This window comes from uncultured Roseibium sp. (assembly GCF_947494555.1).
Lineage (GTDB): Bacteria > Pseudomonadota > Alphaproteobacteria > Rhizobiales > Stappiaceae > Roseibium.
The window spans coordinates 41,169-60,845 of the sequence record NZ_CANLVF010000002.1; the positions used below are offsets into that span (position 1 = coordinate 41,169).

General features: G+C 55.4%; 21 protein-coding genes. 10 read left to right on the forward strand and 11 right to left on the reverse strand.

Annotated elements, in window-relative coordinates:
• Positions 1-18: 18 nt before the first annotated feature.
• The 4 genes from Q0915_RS08785 to Q0915_RS08800 all read left to right on the forward strand — a co-directional run bounded on the left by Q0915_RS08785 (position 19) and on the right by Q0915_RS08800 (position 3,997).
• Positions 19-1,650 carry a class I adenylate-forming enzyme family protein gene (locus Q0915_RS08785; RefSeq protein ID WP_299470464.1) on the forward strand — a complete coding sequence of 544 codons (1,632 nt, stop codon included), beginning with the start codon at positions 19-21 and terminating at the stop codon, positions 1,648-1,650.
• Positions 1,651-1,791: 141 nt separating this feature from the next.
• The gene (locus Q0915_RS08790; protein WP_299470466.1) at positions 1,792-2,973 is read left to right on the forward strand and encodes a hypothetical protein; all 1,182 of its coding nucleotides are present in this window, start codon (positions 1,792-1,794) and stop codon (positions 2,971-2,973) included.
• Between the two features lie 38 nt (positions 2,974-3,011).
• The gene (locus Q0915_RS08795; protein WP_299470468.1) at positions 3,012-3,326 is read left to right on the forward strand and encodes a hypothetical protein; all 315 of its coding nucleotides are present in this window, start codon (positions 3,012-3,014) and stop codon (positions 3,324-3,326) included.
• Positions 3,323-3,997, forward strand: a complete 675-nt coding sequence (locus Q0915_RS08800; RefSeq protein WP_299470470.1) for a DsbA family oxidoreductase — start codon at positions 3,323-3,325, stop codon at positions 3,995-3,997. The genes Q0915_RS08795 and Q0915_RS08800 overlap by 4 nt, the downstream gene beginning before the upstream one ends.
• A gap of 82 nt (positions 3,998-4,079) precedes the next feature.
• Here the strand turns inward: Q0915_RS08800 and eno are convergent, their stop codons facing one another.
• Both eno and kdsA read right to left on the reverse strand, forming a co-directional pair.
• Positions 4,080-5,354 carry a phosphopyruvate hydratase gene (gene eno, locus Q0915_RS08805; RefSeq protein ID WP_299470472.1) on the reverse strand — a complete coding sequence of 425 codons (1,275 nt, stop codon included), beginning with the start codon at positions 5,352-5,354 and terminating at the stop codon, positions 4,080-4,082.
• A gap of 142 nt (positions 5,355-5,496) precedes the next feature.
• Positions 5,497-6,336: a 3-deoxy-8-phosphooctulonate synthase gene (gene kdsA / locus Q0915_RS08810; protein ID WP_299470474.1), complete on the reverse strand. Its 840-nt coding sequence runs from the start codon at positions 6,334-6,336 to the stop codon at positions 5,497-5,499.
• Positions 6,337-6,718: 382 nt separating this feature from the next.
• Here kdsA and galU point away from each other — a divergent pair, with 382 nt between their 5' ends.
• From galU to Q0915_RS08825, 3 genes are all read left to right on the forward strand, one after another.
• Positions 6,719-7,612 (forward strand): UTP--glucose-1-phosphate uridylyltransferase GalU, encoded by an 894-nt coding sequence (gene galU, locus Q0915_RS08815; protein WP_299470476.1) that lies wholly within the window; start codon positions 6,719-6,721, stop codon positions 7,610-7,612.
• A 136-nt stretch (positions 7,613-7,748) separates the two neighbouring features.
• Complete coding sequence (locus tag Q0915_RS08820; RefSeq protein ID WP_299470478.1) at positions 7,749-8,441, forward strand: SDR family oxidoreductase; 693 nt, start codon at positions 7,749-7,751, stop codon at positions 8,439-8,441.
• A 183-nt stretch (positions 8,442-8,624) separates the two neighbouring features.
• Complete coding sequence (locus Q0915_RS08825; protein ID WP_299470480.1) at positions 8,625-9,059, forward strand: DUF4864 domain-containing protein; 435 nt, start codon at positions 8,625-8,627, stop codon at positions 9,057-9,059.
• A gap of 14 nt (positions 9,060-9,073) precedes the next feature.
• Here the strand turns inward: Q0915_RS08825 and tgt are convergent, their stop codons facing one another.
• The 5 genes from tgt to coaD form a co-directional block, all read right to left on the reverse strand.
• Positions 9,074-10,225 carry a tRNA guanosine(34) transglycosylase Tgt gene (gene tgt, locus Q0915_RS08830; RefSeq protein ID WP_299470482.1) on the reverse strand — a complete coding sequence of 384 codons (1,152 nt, stop codon included), beginning with the start codon at positions 10,223-10,225 and terminating at the stop codon, positions 9,074-9,076.
• A complete protein-coding gene (gene queA / locus Q0915_RS08835; RefSeq protein ID WP_299470484.1) occupies positions 10,222-11,307 on the reverse strand; it encodes a tRNA preQ1(34) S-adenosylmethionine ribosyltransferase-isomerase QueA in 1,086 nt (361 codons plus the stop codon). The genes tgt and queA overlap by 4 nt, the downstream gene beginning before the upstream one ends.
• 185 nt (positions 11,308-11,492) lie before the next feature.
• Positions 11,493-11,966: a peptidylprolyl isomerase gene (locus Q0915_RS08840; RefSeq protein ID WP_299470486.1), complete on the reverse strand. Its 474-nt coding sequence runs from the start codon at positions 11,964-11,966 to the stop codon at positions 11,493-11,495.
• A 44-nt stretch (positions 11,967-12,010) separates the two neighbouring features.
• Positions 12,011-12,520, reverse strand: a complete 510-nt coding sequence (locus Q0915_RS08845; RefSeq protein WP_299472292.1) for a peptidylprolyl isomerase — start codon at positions 12,518-12,520, stop codon at positions 12,011-12,013.
• A gap of 68 nt (positions 12,521-12,588) precedes the next feature.
• Positions 12,589-13,095: a pantetheine-phosphate adenylyltransferase gene (gene coaD / locus Q0915_RS08850; protein WP_299472293.1), complete on the reverse strand. Its 507-nt coding sequence runs from the start codon at positions 13,093-13,095 to the stop codon at positions 12,589-12,591.
• Positions 13,096-13,258: 163 nt separating this feature from the next.
• Between coaD and Q0915_RS08855 the strand changes: the two genes are divergently transcribed.
• The gene (locus Q0915_RS08855) at positions 13,259-13,675 is read left to right on the forward strand and encodes a phosphopantetheine adenylyltransferase (protein ID WP_299470488.1); all 417 of its coding nucleotides are present in this window, start codon (positions 13,259-13,261) and stop codon (positions 13,673-13,675) included.
• Positions 13,676-13,777: 102 nt separating this feature from the next.
• Here the strand turns inward: Q0915_RS08855 and gyrA are convergent, their stop codons facing one another.
• Positions 13,778-16,600 (reverse strand): DNA gyrase subunit A, encoded by a 2,823-nt coding sequence (gene gyrA / locus Q0915_RS08860; protein WP_299470490.1) that lies wholly within the window; start codon positions 16,598-16,600, stop codon positions 13,778-13,780.
• Between the two features lie 214 nt (positions 16,601-16,814).
• Between gyrA and Q0915_RS08865 the strand changes: the two genes are divergently transcribed.
• On the forward strand, positions 16,815-17,450 hold the full coding sequence (locus Q0915_RS08865) for a MarC family protein (RefSeq protein WP_299470492.1): 636 nt from the start codon (positions 16,815-16,817) through the stop codon (positions 17,448-17,450).
• Here the strand turns inward: Q0915_RS08865 and Q0915_RS08870 are convergent.
• Positions 17,447-17,824: a hypothetical protein gene (locus Q0915_RS08870; RefSeq protein ID WP_366525273.1), complete on the reverse strand. Its 378-nt coding sequence runs from the start codon at positions 17,822-17,824 to the stop codon at positions 17,447-17,449. The two genes, Q0915_RS08865 and Q0915_RS08870, sit on opposite strands and share 4 nt — an antisense overlap.
• Positions 17,825-17,986: 162 nt before the next feature.
• Here Q0915_RS08870 and Q0915_RS08875 point away from each other — a divergent pair, with 162 nt between their 5' ends.
• On the forward strand, positions 17,987-18,319 hold the full coding sequence (locus Q0915_RS08875; RefSeq protein WP_299470494.1) for a TraR/DksA C4-type zinc finger protein: 333 nt from the start codon (positions 17,987-17,989) through the stop codon (positions 18,317-18,319).
• On the opposite strand, the gene Q0915_RS08880 is transcribed toward Q0915_RS08875, so the two are convergent.
• Positions 18,316-18,615 carry a hypothetical protein gene (locus tag Q0915_RS08880; protein WP_299470496.1) on the reverse strand — a complete coding sequence of 100 codons (300 nt, stop codon included), beginning with the start codon at positions 18,613-18,615 and terminating at the stop codon, positions 18,316-18,318. The two genes, Q0915_RS08875 and Q0915_RS08880, sit on opposite strands and share 4 nt — an antisense overlap.
• Before the next feature lie 282 nt (positions 18,616-18,897).
• A complete protein-coding gene (locus tag Q0915_RS08885) occupies positions 18,898-19,605 on the reverse strand; it encodes a class I SAM-dependent methyltransferase (RefSeq protein WP_299470498.1) in 708 nt (235 codons plus the stop codon).
• Between the last annotated feature and the right edge of the window lie 72 nt (positions 19,606-19,677).

Here is a 19,677-nt window from a genome sequence, read left to right on the forward strand (position 1 = left end):
CAATGGACGAAAGACAATATGAAAGCAACCCTTGAAAACCTTGCCAAGGAGTATCACGAAAGCGGAGCCTGGTCCGATGTGCCGCTGGATGAACTGTTCCGCAAGACAGCTGCGGAGCACCCTGACAGGCTGGCGCTAGTGGATGCGCCGGACCGTGCAGCGTGGACCGGCGGTGAACCGCGCAGTCTGACTTATGCGGAAGCCGATCGTGAAATCGACAGGCTGGCGGCGTTCTACTGCACGGTAGGCCTCTCCTCTGATCATGTGATCGGGGTGCAGGCGCCCAACACGGTCGATACCGTCATTGCCATTCTCGCAGCCTTGCGTGCCGATCTGATTGTTTCACCCCTGCCCCTTCATTGGCGGCAGAAGAATGTCGTCGAAGCGCTCAATTCCATAGGTGCAAAAGGCTTTATCGCTGCGGACCGGATCGAAACGAGAGATGTCGGCACGGCAGCCCGCGATGTTGCCGCTGACCTCTTTTCGCTTCGTTTTGTGTTCGGTCTGGGCAAGGAAGTACCGGACGGCCTTATCGAGCTTGCTCCCATGCTCGCAGAAATGGGCGAAGACTTGACGTTCACGCCCGCCGATCGCCCCGATCCGGCCGATCATACAGCGACGATCTGCTGGAGCCGGAGCGGTGAAGAAAACGTTCCGGTCAGCAGATGTCACAATCATTGGCTTGCGGCAGCGCAGATGATTGTGAACGAAGCACACATCAAAGAGGCCAGCACAATCCTGGTGCCTTATTCTCTCAGCGGTCTGACAGGATTGGGCGGCGGCCTGGTGCCCTTCCTTGCAACAGGCAGCACCTTGCACCTGCACCATCCGACATCGCTTGCCAATCTTGCGGCACATGCCAATGACGTGGAAGCCGACGTGGTCATGACGCCCGGCCCCCTGGCTCAGACGCTCGACAGAAAGCTGACGAACACAAAGACCACTGTGCTGGCCGCTTGGAATATTTCCGCTCCGCATCCGACGACCTTTGTCGCGCGGCGCCGTCTCGTCGACGTTCACGTCGCGGACGAGTTTGCATTGATTGCAAAGGCGCGAGGGCCGTCCGCGAAGATCAAGGCGACAGCCTTGGGAAAGCATAATGGGTCGAACGGGTGTGAAAGCGGGCCAGCCCTCCTGGAAATAGCAGTAACGGAAGAGGTAGAGGAACAGGTGCCGACATTGCTGGTCAAGGGGCCTATGGTACCCGAGATCGGCTGGCGCACGATCAATGGTGACCAACGGCGCGTTCGTTGGGAAGGCACGGGATTTTTAAATACCAATATCAAGGTTGATCTGGTTGACGGTGGAATAGCCGGGTTCGGCATTCCTGGTGCCTATGCGCTGGGGACCGGGAATCTGGAAACAATCGACGTAATCTACGCGAGCTACCCCGGGATAAAGGAAGCCGCAGCGTTTGTCGTCGAAGATCACCTACTTGGCGCAAGAATGTACGCGGCCCTTGTCCCGAAATCGTCGAACGTGCCGGACGCCGCATCATTCTTTGCCTATCTCGACGCTGAAGGTGTCGACCTTGCAAAAATTCCGCATCGCGTCCTCATTCTGCAGTCACTGCCACGCAATGCGGACGGTACGATCTTCCGGGAAAAACTGACACTGCGGACACAACGCCTGCCGGCTGCGGTCGCTTAGTGGCCATCTCTTCCAAATGGCTTCAACACGTGGTGTCCAAAGGCGCAACCCGGCAAGCATCTGCTGGTTGATCAGTAACAGAAAATCAGGGCATCATGTCCTTGATGGATAAGTTTAAGTGGCTCAAGGTGGGGACTGGGCATGGACTATGAAACGTCGCTCTCGTGGCGTGGACCTTACTGGTATGCCGGACGTCGGCCCAAACGGAACAGCAACGGCGACGCCCCTGAGGATCTGGACGTTTCGCTGTTAAGTATGTTTCAGCGTGAAGCGACGCCACCCACTGCCCTGCCCGCTTCCATTGTCGTTGATATCGCGCATCTTGAAGACGGCACAAAACAACCCTTCTTCGACTGGCTTCTGCCTCATATCAGAAACTTGCCTTGCGACGTCCCCTTTTATGTTCTGACAGATGGTGATGACGAATTGCCGGAAGGCCTTCAGGCGACCGCGATTATCGACCGGGTCGTTCCGGACGACGTTCTTCTCATGCTCATCTGCATCCATCAACGTGCGCTCATGCGCTCGGAAGAAGCGCAACTTCGCCGAAAGGTTTTCGGGCGTATTCCCGGGTTTGGGACGGCGCCCCATCATACGGGAAGCAGTAGCCTGATGGTTGTCGGCCTCAGTGGCCGATTTCTTGAATGGCAGGATGCAAGTGACCCGAAAGTTGAAGTTGTCGGTGCATTTGACGGCAAAATGGCCGTGGAATTCATGTCGATGCGAGCCTTCGATGCTGTTGTGATCGACGCCGCGTTTGAAGATGCGGTCGATTACATACGCCAGATAAGACGCGATGCGCGTTTTGCTGGCCTCCCTGTTCTCGCCGTCTGTGACGATGAAGAAGATACCGCGCTGCTTTTTCGAAATGGTGCTTCCGATGTCATTGTGGGCGAAAACAGGAAGGAGACCCTGACGCGCCGCATGGTGTCGTCGATCCGTTTCGGAAAAAGGCGCCGGCTGGCAGATCGTATTCTCGCTGAGAGCCAGATGTGGTTGCGTCAGCAAATTGCCGATGGCGGCCTGGCAAGCGAATATTATTCAAGCTATCTGAAGACGTGCAGCGACGCGCTTGCGGTTCGAGGACTGGATCTGTGGGAGATGCGGCTTCAGCCGGAGCATTTCGGCATTCACGCATCCACTCCGGAGGAACTGGAGGAGATTTACACAACCCTTTTGTCCATTGCGGATGCAACAAGTCGTGACGAGGATCTTGTCTGCCTGGTCAAGGGGCTTGGACCGGTTGCCGTTTTGAAAAACGAGGCCGGAACAGTACGATTGCAGAAACGAATCAACTCGATCCTGACCCATACTGTGCGTTAGTCTGAGCTTTGCGATTGGTTTAGGGTGCGGACCCATAAATGAAGCTGATTTGGCGGCAGAAATGGCGAATTCTCGCGAGGAAACGTGCGAAGAGCGGGCTTTGTGCCCGGTCAAGCACTTTGACGCTGCGAGGTGAAGCCATTTTGCCGTCCTTCGGATTTGGCCGTTTTGGCCACCTGCCGCGTCGCGAAAGGCTTGAAAATGAACCACATTTTCTGCGCTTTCGCTCTTTTCATCTGGCCAAAACGATTCAAACCAAATCAACTTCATTTATGGGTCCGTACCCTAAGGGTTGGTATACGGGCCCAAATCCCTATTTTTCAACGATAACGCAAAAAACGGGTCAATCATGAACACAGCTGCTCCGATCACTGTCGACGTCGTCTCCGACGTCATGTGCCCCTGGTGTTACATTGGCAAAAGGAGGCTGGAAGCGGCTTTAGAAAGCGTGCCTCAGTTGAACGTGGATGTGCGATGGCATCCGTTTCAGCTGGACGCCACCCTGCCGAAGGAAGGCAAGGACCGGCAGCTTTATCTCAGCGACAAGTTCGGTGGCAAAGCGAATGCCGATGCCTTTTACAGCCGCATCAAGGATGCCGGCATGGAAGAAGGTATCGATTTTGCTTTCCAGGATATCAAGCTGTCGCCAAACACGCTTGATTGCCATCGGCTTGTCCTTTGGTCGCGGTCCGACAATGTCCAGAACGACGTCGTGGAACGGTTGTTCAAGGCGTACTTTCTGGATGGGGAAGATCTGACCAAGTCAGAAACACTTGTTCGAATTTCGGAAGAAGCCGGAATGCAGTCCGATCTTGTGGAGCAACTCCTGGAAACGGAGACCGATCTCGACAAGACGGAAGCGCAGGTAGCCAAGGCCCACGAGTCGGGCATTACGGGTGTTCCCTGTTTCATTATCGATGGGAGATTCGTTCTAGCGGGAGCCGAACGAGCGGAGACGATTGCCGCTGCTCTTCTCCATGCCGAAGAAACACGGAGCAATCCGGACGCGCCAGATCCCGAATGAGGTGTTGGGGCCGACATATCTCAAACGAAAAACCCCGCCATGACAGCGGGGTTTTGTTTGTCGTCAGTTTAGTCCGAACGGCTCAGCCTTTCAGAATGGAGCGTCCCGCATATACAGCCTGCGGACCGAGTTCCTCTTCAATGCGGATCAGCTGATTGTATTTTGCTAGCCGGTCTGAGCGCGCCAGCGAACCGGTTTTGATCTGCCCGCAATTGGTAGCAACTGCAAGATCGGAGATCGTTGAATCTTCCGTCTCACCGGAACGGTGCGACATGACGGCAGTATAAGCGGCCTTGTGCGCGGTCTCGACGGCGTCAAGTGTTTCCGACAGCGTTCCGATCTGGTTGACCTTGATCAGGATCGAGTTTGCAACGCCAAGATCGATGCCCTTGCGCAGACGCTCGGAGTTGGTGACGAAGAGATCATCGCCGACAAGCTGACACGTGTTGCCGATAAGGTCGGTCGTCGCTTTCCAGCCATCCCAATCGTCTTCCGCAAGCCCGTCTTCAATGGAAATGATCGGGTAACGGGATGCCAGATCACCAAGATATTTCGCCATCTCTTCAGGTGCCAGCGACTTGCCCTCACCTTCGAGCACGTATTTGCCGTCCTTGAAAAACTCCGTCGAGGCGGCATCGAGCGCAAGGTAGACGTCTTCACCGGGCTTGTATCCGGCTGTTTCGATCGCCTTCATGACGAAACCGATGGCTGCATCGGTCGATTCCAGATTTGGCGCAAAGCCGCCTTCGTCGCCAACATTTGTGTTATGGCCGGCTGCATTCAACGCCTTTTTGAGCGTGTGAAAGATCTCGGTACCCATCCGGACTGCTTCGCTGAGGCTGTCCGCACCGACCGGCATGATCATGAATTCCTGGAAATCGATCGGATTGTCGGCGTGTGCGCCGCCGTTGATGATGTTCATCATCGGGACAGGGAGCGTTCTGGCAGATGTGCCACCGACATACCGGTAGAGCGGCAAGCCGGACGCCTGGGCAGCTGCGCGCGCGACGGCCAGCGAAACGCCCAGGATTGCATTGGCGCCGAGGCGAGCCTTGTTTGCGGTGCCGTCCAGGTCGATCATCGCCTGGTCAATCTGGAGCTGGTCTTCCGCGTCAAGACCGCCGACCGTTTCGAAAATCTCGCCATTAACGGCTTCCACGGCCTTCAGGACACCCTTGCCCATGTAGCGGTCGCCGCCGTCGCGCAGCTCAACGGCTTCGTGTGCACCTGTGGAAGCGCCCGATGGAACCGCCGCGCGCCCGAAGGATCCGTCTTCGAGGAATACATCGACTTCAACTGTCGGATTTCCGCGGCTGTCGAAAATTTGACGTCCGACGATATCGATAATGGCGGTCATGGAAAGAACTCCCTTGTCGCATGGACCTGAACTGGCATGTTCGCCGATAGGATTACCGGCATTTGTGGTGCCGCAGCAACGGCTATGTGTCTGGATTGAAAGGTCCAGATGAAAGCCGCGTGTCGACACGGCCTTTAAATTCTTAGTCGGGCTTCGACTTGACGACGTCGTCAATCATCTTGAGTTGCCTGAGCAGCGCCTCAAGTTCGTGCATCGGCACCATATTAGGGCCGTCAGACGGCGCCTTGTCCGGATCCGGATGGGTTTCGATGAAGAGGCCGGCAATACCAACGGCCACCGCAGCGCGCGCAAGCACCGGCACCATCGTTCTGTCTCCGCCGGTTGAAGCTCCCTGCCCGCCCGGCTGCTGAACCGAATGAGTGGCGTCGAATACCACCGGTGCGCCGGTCTCAGCCATGATCGGCAGGGCGCGCATGTCGCTGACAAGCGTGTTGTAGCCGAAGCTTGCGCCTCGCTCGGTCAGGAGAACATTCGGGTTTCCGGATCCTGTCACCTTTGCAAGCACGTTCTTCATGTCCCAGGGCGCCAGAAACTGTCCTTTTTTGACATTCACTGTCTTGCCTGTCTTCGCCGCGGCAACCAACAGATCGGTTTGCCTGCACAGAAAGGCCGGGATCTGAAGAATATCGACAACTTCGCCCACAGGAGCGCACTGATCGGGAGCATGTACGTCGGTGACCACCGGCAGGCCGTAGGTCTCCTTGACTTCCGCAAAGATGGGCAACGCGTCCTTCATGCCGACACCGCGCCCGCCTGCCAGAGATGTCCTGTTGGCCTTGTCGAACGAAGACTTGTAGACGATGGCGATGCCGACACGGTCGCAGATTTCCTTGATGGCGGCCGCACATTCAAGGGCGTGGTTCCGGCTTTCCATCGCACAGGGGCCGGCGATGAGGCTAATAGCCGCATCGTTCCCAAACTTCACGGATCCAACGGCAACTTCGCGGTTCGCTTCGGTCATCCTTCACCTTGTCCCAACGAGCGCCTTCGGCCGACGTTACTTTTCGACGGATATCGCTCTGCAGCAAAATTCGCGTGTTCCATAGCGTTCTTTTGGCCAAGCTGCAACTGTCTGGTTTCTGCGGATTGCCGGAAAAATTAAATCGATTTAAAGATCGAGATGCACACAATTTGGCGTCAGTGCACATCATTTACATCTTTGTGTGTTTTGCTGCCCGCGCTATACGGCTCGGGGGGCTCTCGTGAATTTTAACCAGGAAGCAAATCCTCGAAGCTAGTATCCAGCATATACCCGCTCAGAACCCTGAGTTTATTGTCCGTTTTGACCAATCATGAGCAGATGGATAAGAACTCGTCTGTTAATTAGAGTTGGAAGGCCTGAAATGAACAAGCCCATTCGGAAAGCCGTTTTACCTGTCGCCGGTCTCGGCACCAGATTTCTACCGGCAACGAAAGCGGTCCCCAAAGAAATGCTGACGATCGTGGATCGTCCGATCATCCAATATGTCGTCGATGAGGCCCGCGCGGCCGGAATCGAGCATATTGTTTTTGTCACGGGCCGGAACAAGCATGTCATCGAAGACCACTTCGACATTGCATACGAGCTTGAGGACACATTGAAGGCGCGCAACAAGACCGCGGCTCTCGAGCTACTTGAAAATCATCGCCCGCAGCCAGGTTCGACCAGCTTTACGCGTCAGCAGGCCCCTCTTGGCCTCGGCCACGCGATCTGGTGTTCGCGGGACATAATCGGTGACGAACCATTTGCCATTCTGCTGCCGGACGTCATTATCAAGTCAAAGGTTAGCTGCCTCAGGCAAATGGTTGATCTTTATGAAGAAACCGGCGGTAACATTATTGCTGTCGAAGAAGTTCCTGAAGATCAGACACACCAATACGGCATTGTGGAACTGGCCGAAACAATCAATGCGAAGTCGAGCCGGATTTCAAATATGGTTGAAAAACCAGCCCCCGGCACCGCGCCGTCCAACCTCATGATTACGGGCCGTTACATTATCCAACCTGAGATTTTTGAACTTTTGTCAAATCAGAGCAAAGGGGCCGGAGGTGAAATCCAGCTGACCGACAGCATGATTTCGCTCATGTCGAACCAAAACTTCGCCTCGCTGAAATTCGAAGGCCGGAGCTACGACTGCGGGAGCAAATCGGGCTTCCTCACCGCAAACATTGCCTTTGGAATGGATGATCCGAAGTTGGCACAGGACCTTGTGCCGTTCATGCAGGACATGATCCGGCAGCCCTTGGCCGCAGAATAGCGCTTAATTGCTTGCCCGCTAAAAGACGTTTTCGGACCGGATCAGGTTTTGATCCGGTCTTTTTTTTCAATGCTTCAAATGTGTAAGCTGAATTTCTCGTTCAACGACAACAAGCGCATTTCGATTGGGTGGCAGTTTGAAGAAGAATTTTCTTATTGTTGGCGGCTCATCAGGGATCGGATTGCAACTCGCCAAGCATTACATAAGCGAAGGCCACAAGGTGTGTGTAACGGGTCGAGTGCGGCCCGACTTGCCGGATGCCGACTTTCAATATTTCGACGTTACCAGCGACAGTCGCTCGCTCGCGCCAGATGCCGACCGGATCGTATCCTGTTTTGAAACTGTCCATACTTTGATTTACGCCGCAGGGTTTTTGCAAAGAGGCCGCATCGAAACGCTCGACGACGATGATCTCGGAAGTATGGTCAATGTCGGCTTGTTAGCGCCTATGATGTTGATTCAGAGGTTAAAATGTCGCTCGGACTGGCCACTTAAAGTAATGCTGGTCACCTCAAGTTCGCAGTACACACCGAAGGAGCTTGAGCCGGCCTATTGTGCGACCAAGTCAGGGCTTGGAATGCTTGGAGCCTCACTCGTAAGGGACAAAAGCCTTGGCAAGGTGCTGGTTGTTGCTCCAGACGATGTTGATACAGAATTCTGGCGAGGTTCCAACGTCGCTAAAGAGGAAATGCTCGACCCGGTGTGGGTGTCGGAGCAGATTGTCGACCTTTCAGGCGGTGCGTTTAAATACAAATGCGCCAGGATACTGAACGATCCGCCTCGTGTAGAAGTGCTTGAATGCCTGAACAACGAAATGGCGAGGATTTAACCACCGCGTTGGCAATGCGCAACGGGTGCTGCGAAACCTCTCGGATCCAAGCAGAATTCGGACGTTTTGGCAGCAGGGCCATATGCGCGCGCAAAGTCACCCGTGGATATTCAGGTTACCTAACGATCTAGTCCAGAGGATTTGCCGTACACTTTTGGAGTTTCGAAGAGAGAGGCACCGATCATGGCAAAGTTTCGTTCGTGGAAATCTATCGTTGGCGCGGCGCTGGTATCATCTTTCACGCTGGGGCCTGCGTTTGCTGAGGAAGGACTCGATGGTCAGGCGTTTCAAAGCATCATCAAGAACCAGATGAGTGCGTTTGCTGCGGGCAACGCCGAGGCCGCTTATTCGTTCGCAACGAATTCTCTTCAACAAAGGTTCCAGTCACCGGAACTGTTCATGGAAATGGTTCGGCAGGGATATCAGCCGGTCTACGATCCAAAGAGCGTAACCTTCGGACAATCCAAGATGACCCAACTCGGCCCCACGCAAGAGGTCTACGTCATCGGGCCGAAAGGGCGCAACTGGCTTGCGCTTTACAGTTTCGAACAACAGGAAGACGGCAGCTGGCGCATATCGGGTTGCTACCTGACCAAATCAGACGGGTTTGCGGCCTGAACTGACTTGGGTGATCAGAGTGCGGGTATATCCCCGCGCGCCCAGTTTTCCTTCGTTTCAGCGTAAAAGTCCTCGAAACAGCCCTGGTCGATGGCGTCCCGCATTCCTTGCATGAGCTGCTGGTAGTAGGCGATGTTGTTCCAGGTCAGCAGCATGCCCGCCAAGCCTTCGCCCGTGCGCACCAGATGATGAAGATAGGCGCGACAATAGGTATTTGCAGCCGGACACGGGTTCTCGGCATCCAGCGGTCGCGGGTCTTCCTGGTGGCGGGCGTTTTTCAGATTTACTTTCCCGAATTTCGTATACGCCAGACCGTGTCGTCCGGCGCGCGTCGGCATGACACAATCGAACTGATCGATACCCCGCTTGACACTTTCCAGGAGATCGTCAGGTGTCCCCACGCCCATCAGGTAGCGCGGTTTGTCGACCGGCATGACGGGGGTGGTGATATCAAGCATCTGCAGCATAACATCCTGAGGTTCACCGACGGCCAGACCGCCAACAGAGAAGCCTTCGAACGGCAGCTTGGCGAGCTCTTCGGCGGACCGGATCCTGAGGTCCGGTTGATCGCCTCCTTGAACAATCCCGTAGAGCCCCTGCCCTTTTTTCGGTCCGTCCATGTCTTCAAATTGTTTTCTTGAACGCGTGGCCCATCTCAGCGACAGCTCCATTGCACGTTGTACCTCTTCCTTCGGGCTTGGCAGTTTGATGCACTCGTCCAGTTGCATCTGAATATCGGACCCGAGCAGTCCCTGGATTTCGACGGACCGTTCCGGCGTCAGATGGTATTTCTGACCATCGATATGGCTCTGAAATCGAACGCCTTCCTCATCAAGCTTGCGCAATTGCGCAAGCGACATGACCTGAAAGCCGCCGCTGTCGGTCAGGATAGTGTGGGGCCAATTCATGAATTTATGCAGACCGCCGAGCCGCTGTACGCGTTCTGCAGTCGGTCTGAGCATCAGGTGATAGGTGTTGCCGAGCACAACATCTGCACCTGTCTCGCGCACCTGACCCGGATACATGGCCTTCACAGTCGCTTGCGTGCCAACCGGCATAAAGGCGGGCGTACGCACAACCCCGTGTGGGGTCGTGATTTCGCCCCGACGGGCCTGTCCGTCGGTCTTAGTCAGCCGGAAACTGAACTTTTGATGCGTTTCGGTCATGGCGCTTCTTGTCGTGTTGAACCGGTGGGAAACAGCAAGGACGAATCCCCGTAGCTGTAGAACCGATATTCATTTTTTATGGCGTGCTCGTATGCTGCGCGCATCGTTTCAAGGCCCGAGAATGCGGATACGAGCATGAACAGGGTCGACTTTGGAAGATGGAAGTTCGTCATCAGCGCATCGACTGCCCTGAATGTGTAGCCCGGCGTAATGAAAATCGAGGTTTCACCGGAAAATGCCCTTATGGCGCCGCTCGACTGAGTGGAGCTCTCCAGGATGCGCAATGAGGTCGTGCCGACGCTCACCACCTTGTTTCCTCGCGCCTTGACGGAAAGGAGTGCCGCCGCAGTCTTTTCGGGGACCTCGCCCCATTCGGCATGCATCTTGTGGTCGTCGGTATCGTCAGCCTTGACCGGCAGGAAGGTTCCGGCTCCCACGTGCAGCGTCACCCGATGCGTTTCTATTCCTCTATCGGTGAGTGCCTGGAGCAATTGCGGGGTGAAATGCAATCCAGCGGTCGGGGCGGCAACGGCACCATCCCTGTCTGCGAATATCGTCTGGTAATCGAGCCTGTCCTGCGCATCTTCCGCCCGTTTCTGGGCGATGTAGGGCGGTAATGGGACATGGCCGACCGACGCGATCGCCGTATCGAGTTCGGGACCGGATTTATCAAAGACCAGTAGAACTTCACCACCTTCGGTCTTTTCCGCAACACGAGCCGTCAAATGGAACTGGTTGCCTTCAAAAACAACCAGATCGGCAGTCTTCAGCTTTTTGGCCGGCCGCGCAAACGCGCGCCATCGATCATGACCGGTTCGCATGTGAAGAGTTACGCTGAAACCTGCCCGGACGTCTTCCCGCAACCGGTAACCTTCCAGCTGTGCCGGAATGACTTTGGTGTCGTTGAAAACCAGAGCATCCCCCGGCTGGAGAAGCTCCGGCAGATCACGAACACCCTTGTCCTGGAAACCCGGTGTGTCATGTGGCCGAACGACGAGCATTCGAGCCGTGTCACGCGGCCGAGCCGGGCGCAAGGCAATGCGTTCGTTCGGCAGTTGGAAATCAAACTCGTCGACGCGCATGGCGCTTAAATCAATCCGTTAGGTGTCTGGAAGTTGGGACGCAGACCGTACTGCGATCACGCCCTTTTGCATTGTGCGGCTCTTAAAGACCGCTTGAAGAGCGGTCAACAGCTGTTGTGCGCGAGCCAAACAAAAGCAGCGCGGCACATGTGTCCGCGCTGCAAAAAACTCGTCAATTTGGGAGGTTATGCAGCGTCTGCCGCAACTTTCAATGAAACGATATTGTCCGGATCCACAACAGGCTCGCCGCGCTTGATCTTGTCGACATTGTCCATGCCTTCAACCACTTCGCCCCAGACAGTGTACTGTCCGTCCAGCCAGGGTGCATCGGTGAAGCAGATGAAAAACTGGCTGTCACCCGAGTTCGGGTCCATGGCCCGCGCCATTGAACAGGTTCCCCGAATGTGTTTGTGGTCGCTGAATTCCGCCTTCAGTTTTTGACCTGAGCCGCCGGTGCCGGTTCCCTGCGGGCAACCGGTCTGAGCCATGAAACCGTCAATGACACGATGGAATACAATGCCGTCATAAAATCCTTCTCGTACCAGTTCCTTGATCCGGGTGACGTGGCCGGGTGCGAGGTCCGGCTTCATTTCGATCACGATCGATCCCTGGCTTGTTTCCATGAGAAGAGTGTTCTCGGCATCTTTGATTTCGGCCATGTCAGACTCCTTGGGTCCTTATATCGGGGCTTGTGTTTCTTAAGTTACTGCGCGTCTTTTGCGACACGCATCTTGACGATTTTGTCCGGATTGGCAGGTGGCTCACCGGGCGTGATATTGTCGATAAATTGCATGCCGTCAATCACTTCGCCAAAGACCGTGTATTGGCCGTTCAGCCAGTCGCCATCTGCGAACATGATGAAAAATTGCGAATTGGCGCTGTTCGGGTCAGACGAGCGGGCCATACCGAGTGTGCCGCGCCGGAAAGGCTCCTTCGAGAATTCCTCACCCAAATCGGGTTCGTTGGAACCGCCGCGGCCCGTTCCAGTTGGGTCGCCGGTTTGTGCCATGAAACCGTCGATTACCCTGTGAAATATGATCCCGTCGTAAAACCCTTCGCTGGCGAGCTTCTTGATCCGTTCAACGTGGTTAGGCGCAAGATCGGGACGCAGCTGAATAACCACACGGCCATCCTTGAGGTCGAGATAGAGCGTGTTGTCGGGATCATTGCCCTGAGCGCCAGCGATGGCGGGAAGGAAGACCAACGACGCCATAATGGCGAACACTGTAAATAGTCGTGACACTGGTGACTCCTAAAGTTCAGGTCAGAAAAGGTAAATTTTCAACTGTCCGGCCGCGCGCGGCTCCGTAGCGGCTCTGCAACGGGGGCCGGAACAAATGCGGAGATTTCTCCGCCCATCTTCGCGATTTGCCTCACCAAGGTGGCGGTGATGTGGCGCACATTTGGGGATGCCGGCAGGAACACCGTTCGAATGTCGGGCTCAAGCGTTGAATTCATTCCCGCCATCTGCATCTCGTAATCCAGATCGGTTCCATCCCTCAAACCGCGCAAAAGATACGCGGCCCCTTGTCCGCGCGCGGTGTCGATTACCAGGTTCGAAAAGGAAATCACTTCGATCCTCTCCGCTTCGTCGGCACTAAATTCCGCCCGTGCCGAAGCGTGTATGAGCTGAACCCGCTCTTCAAACGAAAACAGAGGAGATTTGCCGGGATGTATGCCAATGGCGACCACGACTTTGTCCGCAAGAGCAAGTGCCTGATGCAAAATGTCGATATGGCCGTTTGTAACGGGATCAAACGAGCCCGGGTATAGCGCAATACGAGTCATGGCCATTTCCATACTCCGCCTGCAGGCACCTCACAAGGAAAACACGGAGCAAATCGGCATTTTTGCAAACACCCGACAATGTGTGACTGCCATCACATAAGTCTTTTCATCAATAGGCCAAGGTGAGTTCATCAGAAACAAGGCGTGAGCAGGAGCCAGAATCATGAGGAGCTACGTTACTTCAAGTCCAACAGCCGGCGAGACGCCGACGCAACCGTTTGCGTTTCAGGCAAAGGCCTCGGACAAAATGGTCCATATCAAGATGACCGCGGTATTCGTCCTTGCATTGCTGACGATGATTGCTGCCGGCATGATGAGCATGCATCCGAGCAACGCTTCGCAGGCAGAAGATCTGACCAGCCTGGCCACGCAGGGTTTGAGCGCCACGAAATCCGACCGGGTCTCTACGTCGTCCAAGGTCGCCGACAAGTGCGATTCCCAGGCATGGGGCGCCTGGAGCGAAGACTGTGCAGCATCCCTGACCGGTGCCAACAAGGTTCGCAACGTTTCCTTCGTTACGATTGAACAGAAGACACCGAGCGTCAACGAAACCATTCTTGCAAGGTTCCCGACCAACTAATCGACCCTAACCTCCAATTTACCTCCCCCCGTAACGGCAAACAGCGGCACAGGTTCCACCCTGGCCGCTGTTGTCGTTTTAAGCTCTGTCAAATTGGCCGGGTCAGCTTTCCGGTGCTTCGCCGGAACCGGTGTCGTCCTCGCTCTGACCAGATGAATCACCTGGGCCTTCGGAGCCTTCAGTGCCGGTGATGTCTTCGCCTTCCTCAGTGAACTCTTCATCATCCACTTCAGAGATGCCTTCAACCGCAACAACCTTTTCCTCCGCCGCGGTCTTGAAAACAATGACACCTTGCGTTGCCCGACCGGCAATGCGGATGCCGTCGACAGGACACCGGATCAGTTGCCCGCCATCCGTGACAAGCATGATCTGGTGACTGTCCTCAACCGGGAAAGATGCAATCAGACCGCCATTGCGCTGATTGACGGCCATTGCCGTTATGCCCTTTCCGCCGCGGCCGGTGACGCGGTACTCGAACGAAGACGTGCGTTTTCCATACCCGTTCTCCGACACGGTCAGAATGATCTGCTCAGCAGCACTCATCTGGGCGTATCGCTCCTGAGGCAGATCGCCTGCAACGACGCCGTCCTCGTCGGCACCGCCGCCGTTTTCGTCGGCTTCTCCGCGCATGGCACGGGAAAGCTTGAGATAGGCCGCGCGTTCCTCGGCCTCAACATCGATATGATGCAGGATCTGCATGGAGATCACGCGGTCATCGTCAGAAAGCCGGATACCGCGCACCCCGACAGAGTTTCGCCCTGCAAAGACGCGGACATCTGTTGCCGGGAAGCGGATACACTGTCCGGAATTGGTCGTCAGCATCACGTCGTTATGTTCCGAGCAGGTATCGACGCCGACAATACCGTCTCCGTCCTCCAGCTTCATCGCAATCTTGCCGTTCCGGTTGATGTTGACGAAATCGGAGAGCTTGTTCCGGCGCACGGTGCCGCGAATCGTCGCGAACATGACGTCGAGATTTGCCCAGCTGTCTTCATCCTCAGGCAGCGGCAGGATCGATGTGATCTGTTCGCCCTGTTCCAGAGGCAACATGTTGACAAGTGCCTTGCCGCGGGATGTCGGTCCGCCCAGAGGCAGGCGCCAGACTTTCATCTTGTAGCAAATGCCGCGGGAGGAGAAAAAGAGCACCGGTGTATGCGTGTTGGCGACAAACAGGCGCGTGACGAAATCCTCGTCCTTCGTCGCCATGCCCGCGCGGCCCTTGCCACCGCGCCGCTGTGCCCTGTAGGTGGCCAGCGGAACGCGCTTGATGTATCCGCTATGGGAGACGGTCACAACCATGTCTTCGCGCTGGATCAGGTCCTCGTCGTCAAAATCCGCGCCGCCTTCAATGATTTCGGTGCGGCGCGGCGTTGCAAATTCTTCCTTGATCTCCAGCATCTCGTTGCGGACGATTTCCTGGATCCGGGCCCGTGAGCGAAGAATGTCGAGAAACTCGGAAATCTCCGCTCCGATCTTCTTCAGTTCGTCGTCGATCTCGTCACGTCCGAGAGCGGTCAGGCGCTGCAGACGCAGATCCAGGATGGCGCGAGCCTGCTCTTCGGAGAGCTTGTAGGTGCCGTCTTCCTGAACCTGGTGACGCGGATCATCGATCAGACGTATCAGGGGCTCCACGTCATGCGCCGGCCAGTCGCGTTCCATCAGTTGCGCCCTGGCAGTTGCCGGGTCCGGCGCGGTACGGATCAGATGGATCACTTCATCGATGTTGGCAACCGCGATCCCTAGCCCGACGAGAATGTGGGCCCGATCGCGCGCCTTTTTCAGAAGATAGCGGGTCCTGCGCTGGACAACTTCCTCCCGGAAGGCAACGAAGGCGCGCAACATATCCGAGAGGTTCAGTTGCTCCGGCTTGCCACCGTTGAGGGCGACCATGTTCGCACCGAACGAAGTCTGCAGCTGGCTGAAACGGTACAACTGGTTCAGGACGACATCGGGGACAGCATCTCGCTTTAACTCGATGACAACCCGCATTCCGGACCTGTCGCTCTCGTCCCGGATGTCGGAAATGCCTTCCACCCGCTTGTCGCGGACAAGTTCGGCTATCTTCTCGATCATGGTCGATTTGTTGACCTGATACGGGATCTCGGTAACGATCAGCGCGTTGCGATCCTTGCGCACTTCTTCGATGTCGACCTTCGCCCGCATCGCAATCGAGCCGCGGCCGGTTTCGTAAGCGTTGCGAATCCCGGAACGTCCGAGAATGATGCCGCCGGTCGGGAAGTCGGGTCCGGGCACAATATCCATCAGCTCTGCGAGCGTCATGGCAGGGTTTTCCATGACGGCGATCGCTGCGTCGATCACTTCGCCCAGATTGTGCGGAGGAATATTGGTCGCCATTCCGACAGCAATGCCGCCGGCGCCATTGACGAGCAGATTTGGAAACTTAGCCGGCAGAACGACCGGTTCGGTCTCCGAGTTGTCGTAGTTTTCCTGGAAATCGACCGTGTCTTTGTCGATATCATCGAGCAGCTTGTGGGCGACCTTCTCCAGGCGGCACTCGGTATAACGCATAGCCGCGGCGGGGTCGCCGTCAACGGAACCGAAATTCCCCTGGCCATCAATCAATGGCAGGCGCAGGGAGAAATTCTGCGCCATGCGCACGAGGGCTTCATAAATCGCGCTATCACCGTGAGGGTGATATTTACCGATGACATCGCCGACGACACGCGCTGACTTGCGGTACGGTTTGTTCCACTCATAACCGTTTTCGTGCATTGAATATAGAATGCGCCGGTGAACAGGTTTGAGGCCATCGCGGACGTCCGGAAGCGCGCGTGAAACGATCACGCTCATGGCGTAATCGAGGTAACTTCGCTTCATTTCATCGACAATGGAGACCGGTTTGATGTCGGACGGCAAGCCATCCGAAGGGGTGCTGTTGTCCTGGTCAGCCAAGGAAGAACTCATTTCATTGTTATTGCTGGTTCTTTTATATCCGATTCAAGAGGCGCGGCCAAATTTGGAAGGGTTTTCCGTCTAAGTAAAACCTGTTCAATTACAGTGACTTATTCAAAGTATTCACAGGGTTCAAAAATCATTTCCAGAAAGCGGCTCGAAGTCATCTCCAAACCCCTGTAACAAAGCCGAATCCGAGCCTCACAGATCGCGGCGGACACACCAAATGCTGGACTTTTTCATCAATGCGTTTGCAACGCTTTTCGTCACCATTGACCCTGTTGGCCTTGCGCCGATGTTCCTGGCGGTCACCGCCGGAATGAGCCAGTCTGACAGGCGAAGGGTGGCCGTTCGAGCAACGCTGACAGCGGCGGGAATTCTTCTTATCTTCTATGCGTCGGGACAGACTGTCCTGAATGTTCTGGGAATTTCCGTCTCGGCGTTCCGCGTCGCAGGCGGAATTTTGCTGTTTTTGATAGCCATCGAAATGGTCTTCGGAAAACGACAGGAGCGCAAGGCGGAAACAGCGGAAAAGGCCGTTGAATCCCCGGGGCATCATGGCACGGTGAACGAAGTGGCAATCTTCCCGTTGGCTATTCCGCTGATTTCGGGACCGGCCACCATTTCAGCCATTATTCTCTTGTCGAGCCAGGCTCCGGACACGGTTGCCTACGCGGGTCTTGGCGGTGTGATCGCCGTTATCCTTCTGAGTTGCCTGGGAGCGTTTCTTGTGGCGGACAAGCTGGAAAGACTTCTCGGCGAAACTGCGCAGCTTGTAATCACCCGCTTGCTCGGCGTTCTTCTGGCCGCGCTATCGGTGCAGTTTGTCGCTGACGGTGTGCTTTCCTTTGTGCAGAGCTAGCGCTGCAGTTTGAGCTTGAACTCTTGTTGCGAGACACCGTGAACGCTGTCTCGTGCCCTGATGATCACTTCATCCAGCCCGTCCGGAACGGACACGCCTGAAAGAGACCGGGTGAAGGGTTGCTCTTCCACGTGAGGGTGTAGAAGCACCCTTTCGCCAAGAAGCTTGCCGTCAGGCGTATAAACCTGCCAAAGGTCGGCATAGTGGTCCCAACCGGTGTCGCCATGCTTGAGCGTTACAGAAAACGACCAGGTATCGCCGGATTGGCGCGCGGTTGCCTCGACAATTTCAACATCACCAGCGACTGCATAAGTGCCAAATCCCTGTGTCGCCAGCGCGACACAAGCGATGAAGGACATCTTCATTAACTTCATAATCTGAACTCCGATCAACTCGAACCCACTTGTCGCAGATGGCAATCGTTTGCGCAAAGTAACGTGTGCGTCATTAGCGCAGAAGCCTTTCAAGCCAGGTCTCAAAAGCAGCTTGCTTGCAAGCTTTCCCGGATTTCTTCATGCTCGTATCTGGAGGAAAAAATGCCGGTCAACGAAGACGCAGTGAGAGAAAAGCTGATAGCGCTCAAGCAGGAGTTGGAGTCCTATAGCGAAATCTCCGAAGACGCTCGTGCAACGGTCACGCTTGACCAGCAATCCGTCGGACGGCTTTCACGAATGGATGCGTTGCAGGGTCAGGCCATGGCACAGGCGTCAGAGCGGCAGCGGCGTGCGGATATTCAAAAGATCGGCGCGGCGCTCAAACGGCTTGACGAGGGTGAATACGGTTTCTGTGTCGAATGTGGAGAAGATATTGCAGCAAAGCGTCTGGAAGTCGATCCCGCTGCGGCGTTCTGTATTCGCTGTGCCCGCTAACGCGTTGATGACACATGATGGCTCAGTGAGCGCAGAAAGCCGTTCACCTCAGCAGTTATCTCTTCGATCGGAAAATTCCGAAGCCGCGCCTCGGTCCAGTTTCCTGCTGGATCCACTATTCCTTGCAGCTGCGCAAGGGCAAGGGTTTCGTTCTTTGAAAGCGTCATTTTGCTGGCTGTTTCCAGCAGGAGGAGAAGATCATGAATGCGGCGCATGACCGACAGGGCAGCGCCCATGGGCTCCTTGAGACTGGGGTTTTCGCGCCAGCTTGCACCGTGAAAAACTTCCTGGGTCACTCTTTGCCCGGCGCCGCGGCAATCATAAGCGATGCACCCCTTGAAGCCGAGGTCTTCACGGTCTGTAAAAATGCGGCACCTGTCATCGTCGTCAAGGTTCGGACAAACCTCACAAGCTCCTTTATCGATCGCAAAAGATTCGGAACGGTCAAAGGCAAAGACGACGCAACAAAGTGCTGCGCATGAAGAGCAATCCGGTGTCAGTAAGTCCTGGTCAGGCACTGGAACTCCTTTTGCCACACCTGCCAATTCGCAAACCAAACGAAAAACGACGACGCCGCGTCACGAGTTCATAAGGTTTCTTTTCTTCAGTGACCTTTTGAGTTTCCAGAGCTTTTTGCTCTTGCGCTCCTTCAAGCCCTGCGGCTCGGAGAGTTCAGCCATCAGCGAACTGCGCTTTTCAAGCCGCGCCAACCCGGTCCATCCGCGATAAATCGTCAGGTCAAGCTGTTTCATGTTCGCCTCGAACACGTCGTTCACGAAACGAAGTATTCTTCGATTTTCCAGCTCCACGTAGAAACTATCCAATTCGCCGCCCTCGCAATAGGGGGCGCTGTCGATGTCATCGAAGAAGATAACGCCGCCTTCCCTGACATAGGGGAAGAAACCGTAAAGTTCCTTTTTCACATGTTCGGTGGTGTGAAGTGAATCGATGAAGAGCATATCAATGCCCTTGCCGAGTACCGGCGCGTCACCGATGATCTTTTTCACGTCCGTGGAATCGGACCTGATAAACTGCCATTTCGGCGAAGCCGCCACCTTGGAACAGTCATCAATATCAACTGAAACAAGGACACCCTGGTCACCTTGGTGCAATGCATTCAGAAAGAGTTTCGTTGACTTTCCCGATTGCACTCCGAGCTCAAGGATTGTCGGGTTCTTCAGGCCAACGGCATGCGAGTGCATCGTCAGATAGTGCTTGGCATTGAAATGCAAGCCTTCACTGGAGTTGAGTGTGTTCCTGACGCTTTCCAGGATTTCGTCGTACATTTGAAAACCTTCATTCCGAGAGCGCGGGCTCATCCGCCTCTCAGTTATGATGCCGTAGGCCATACATCTTTT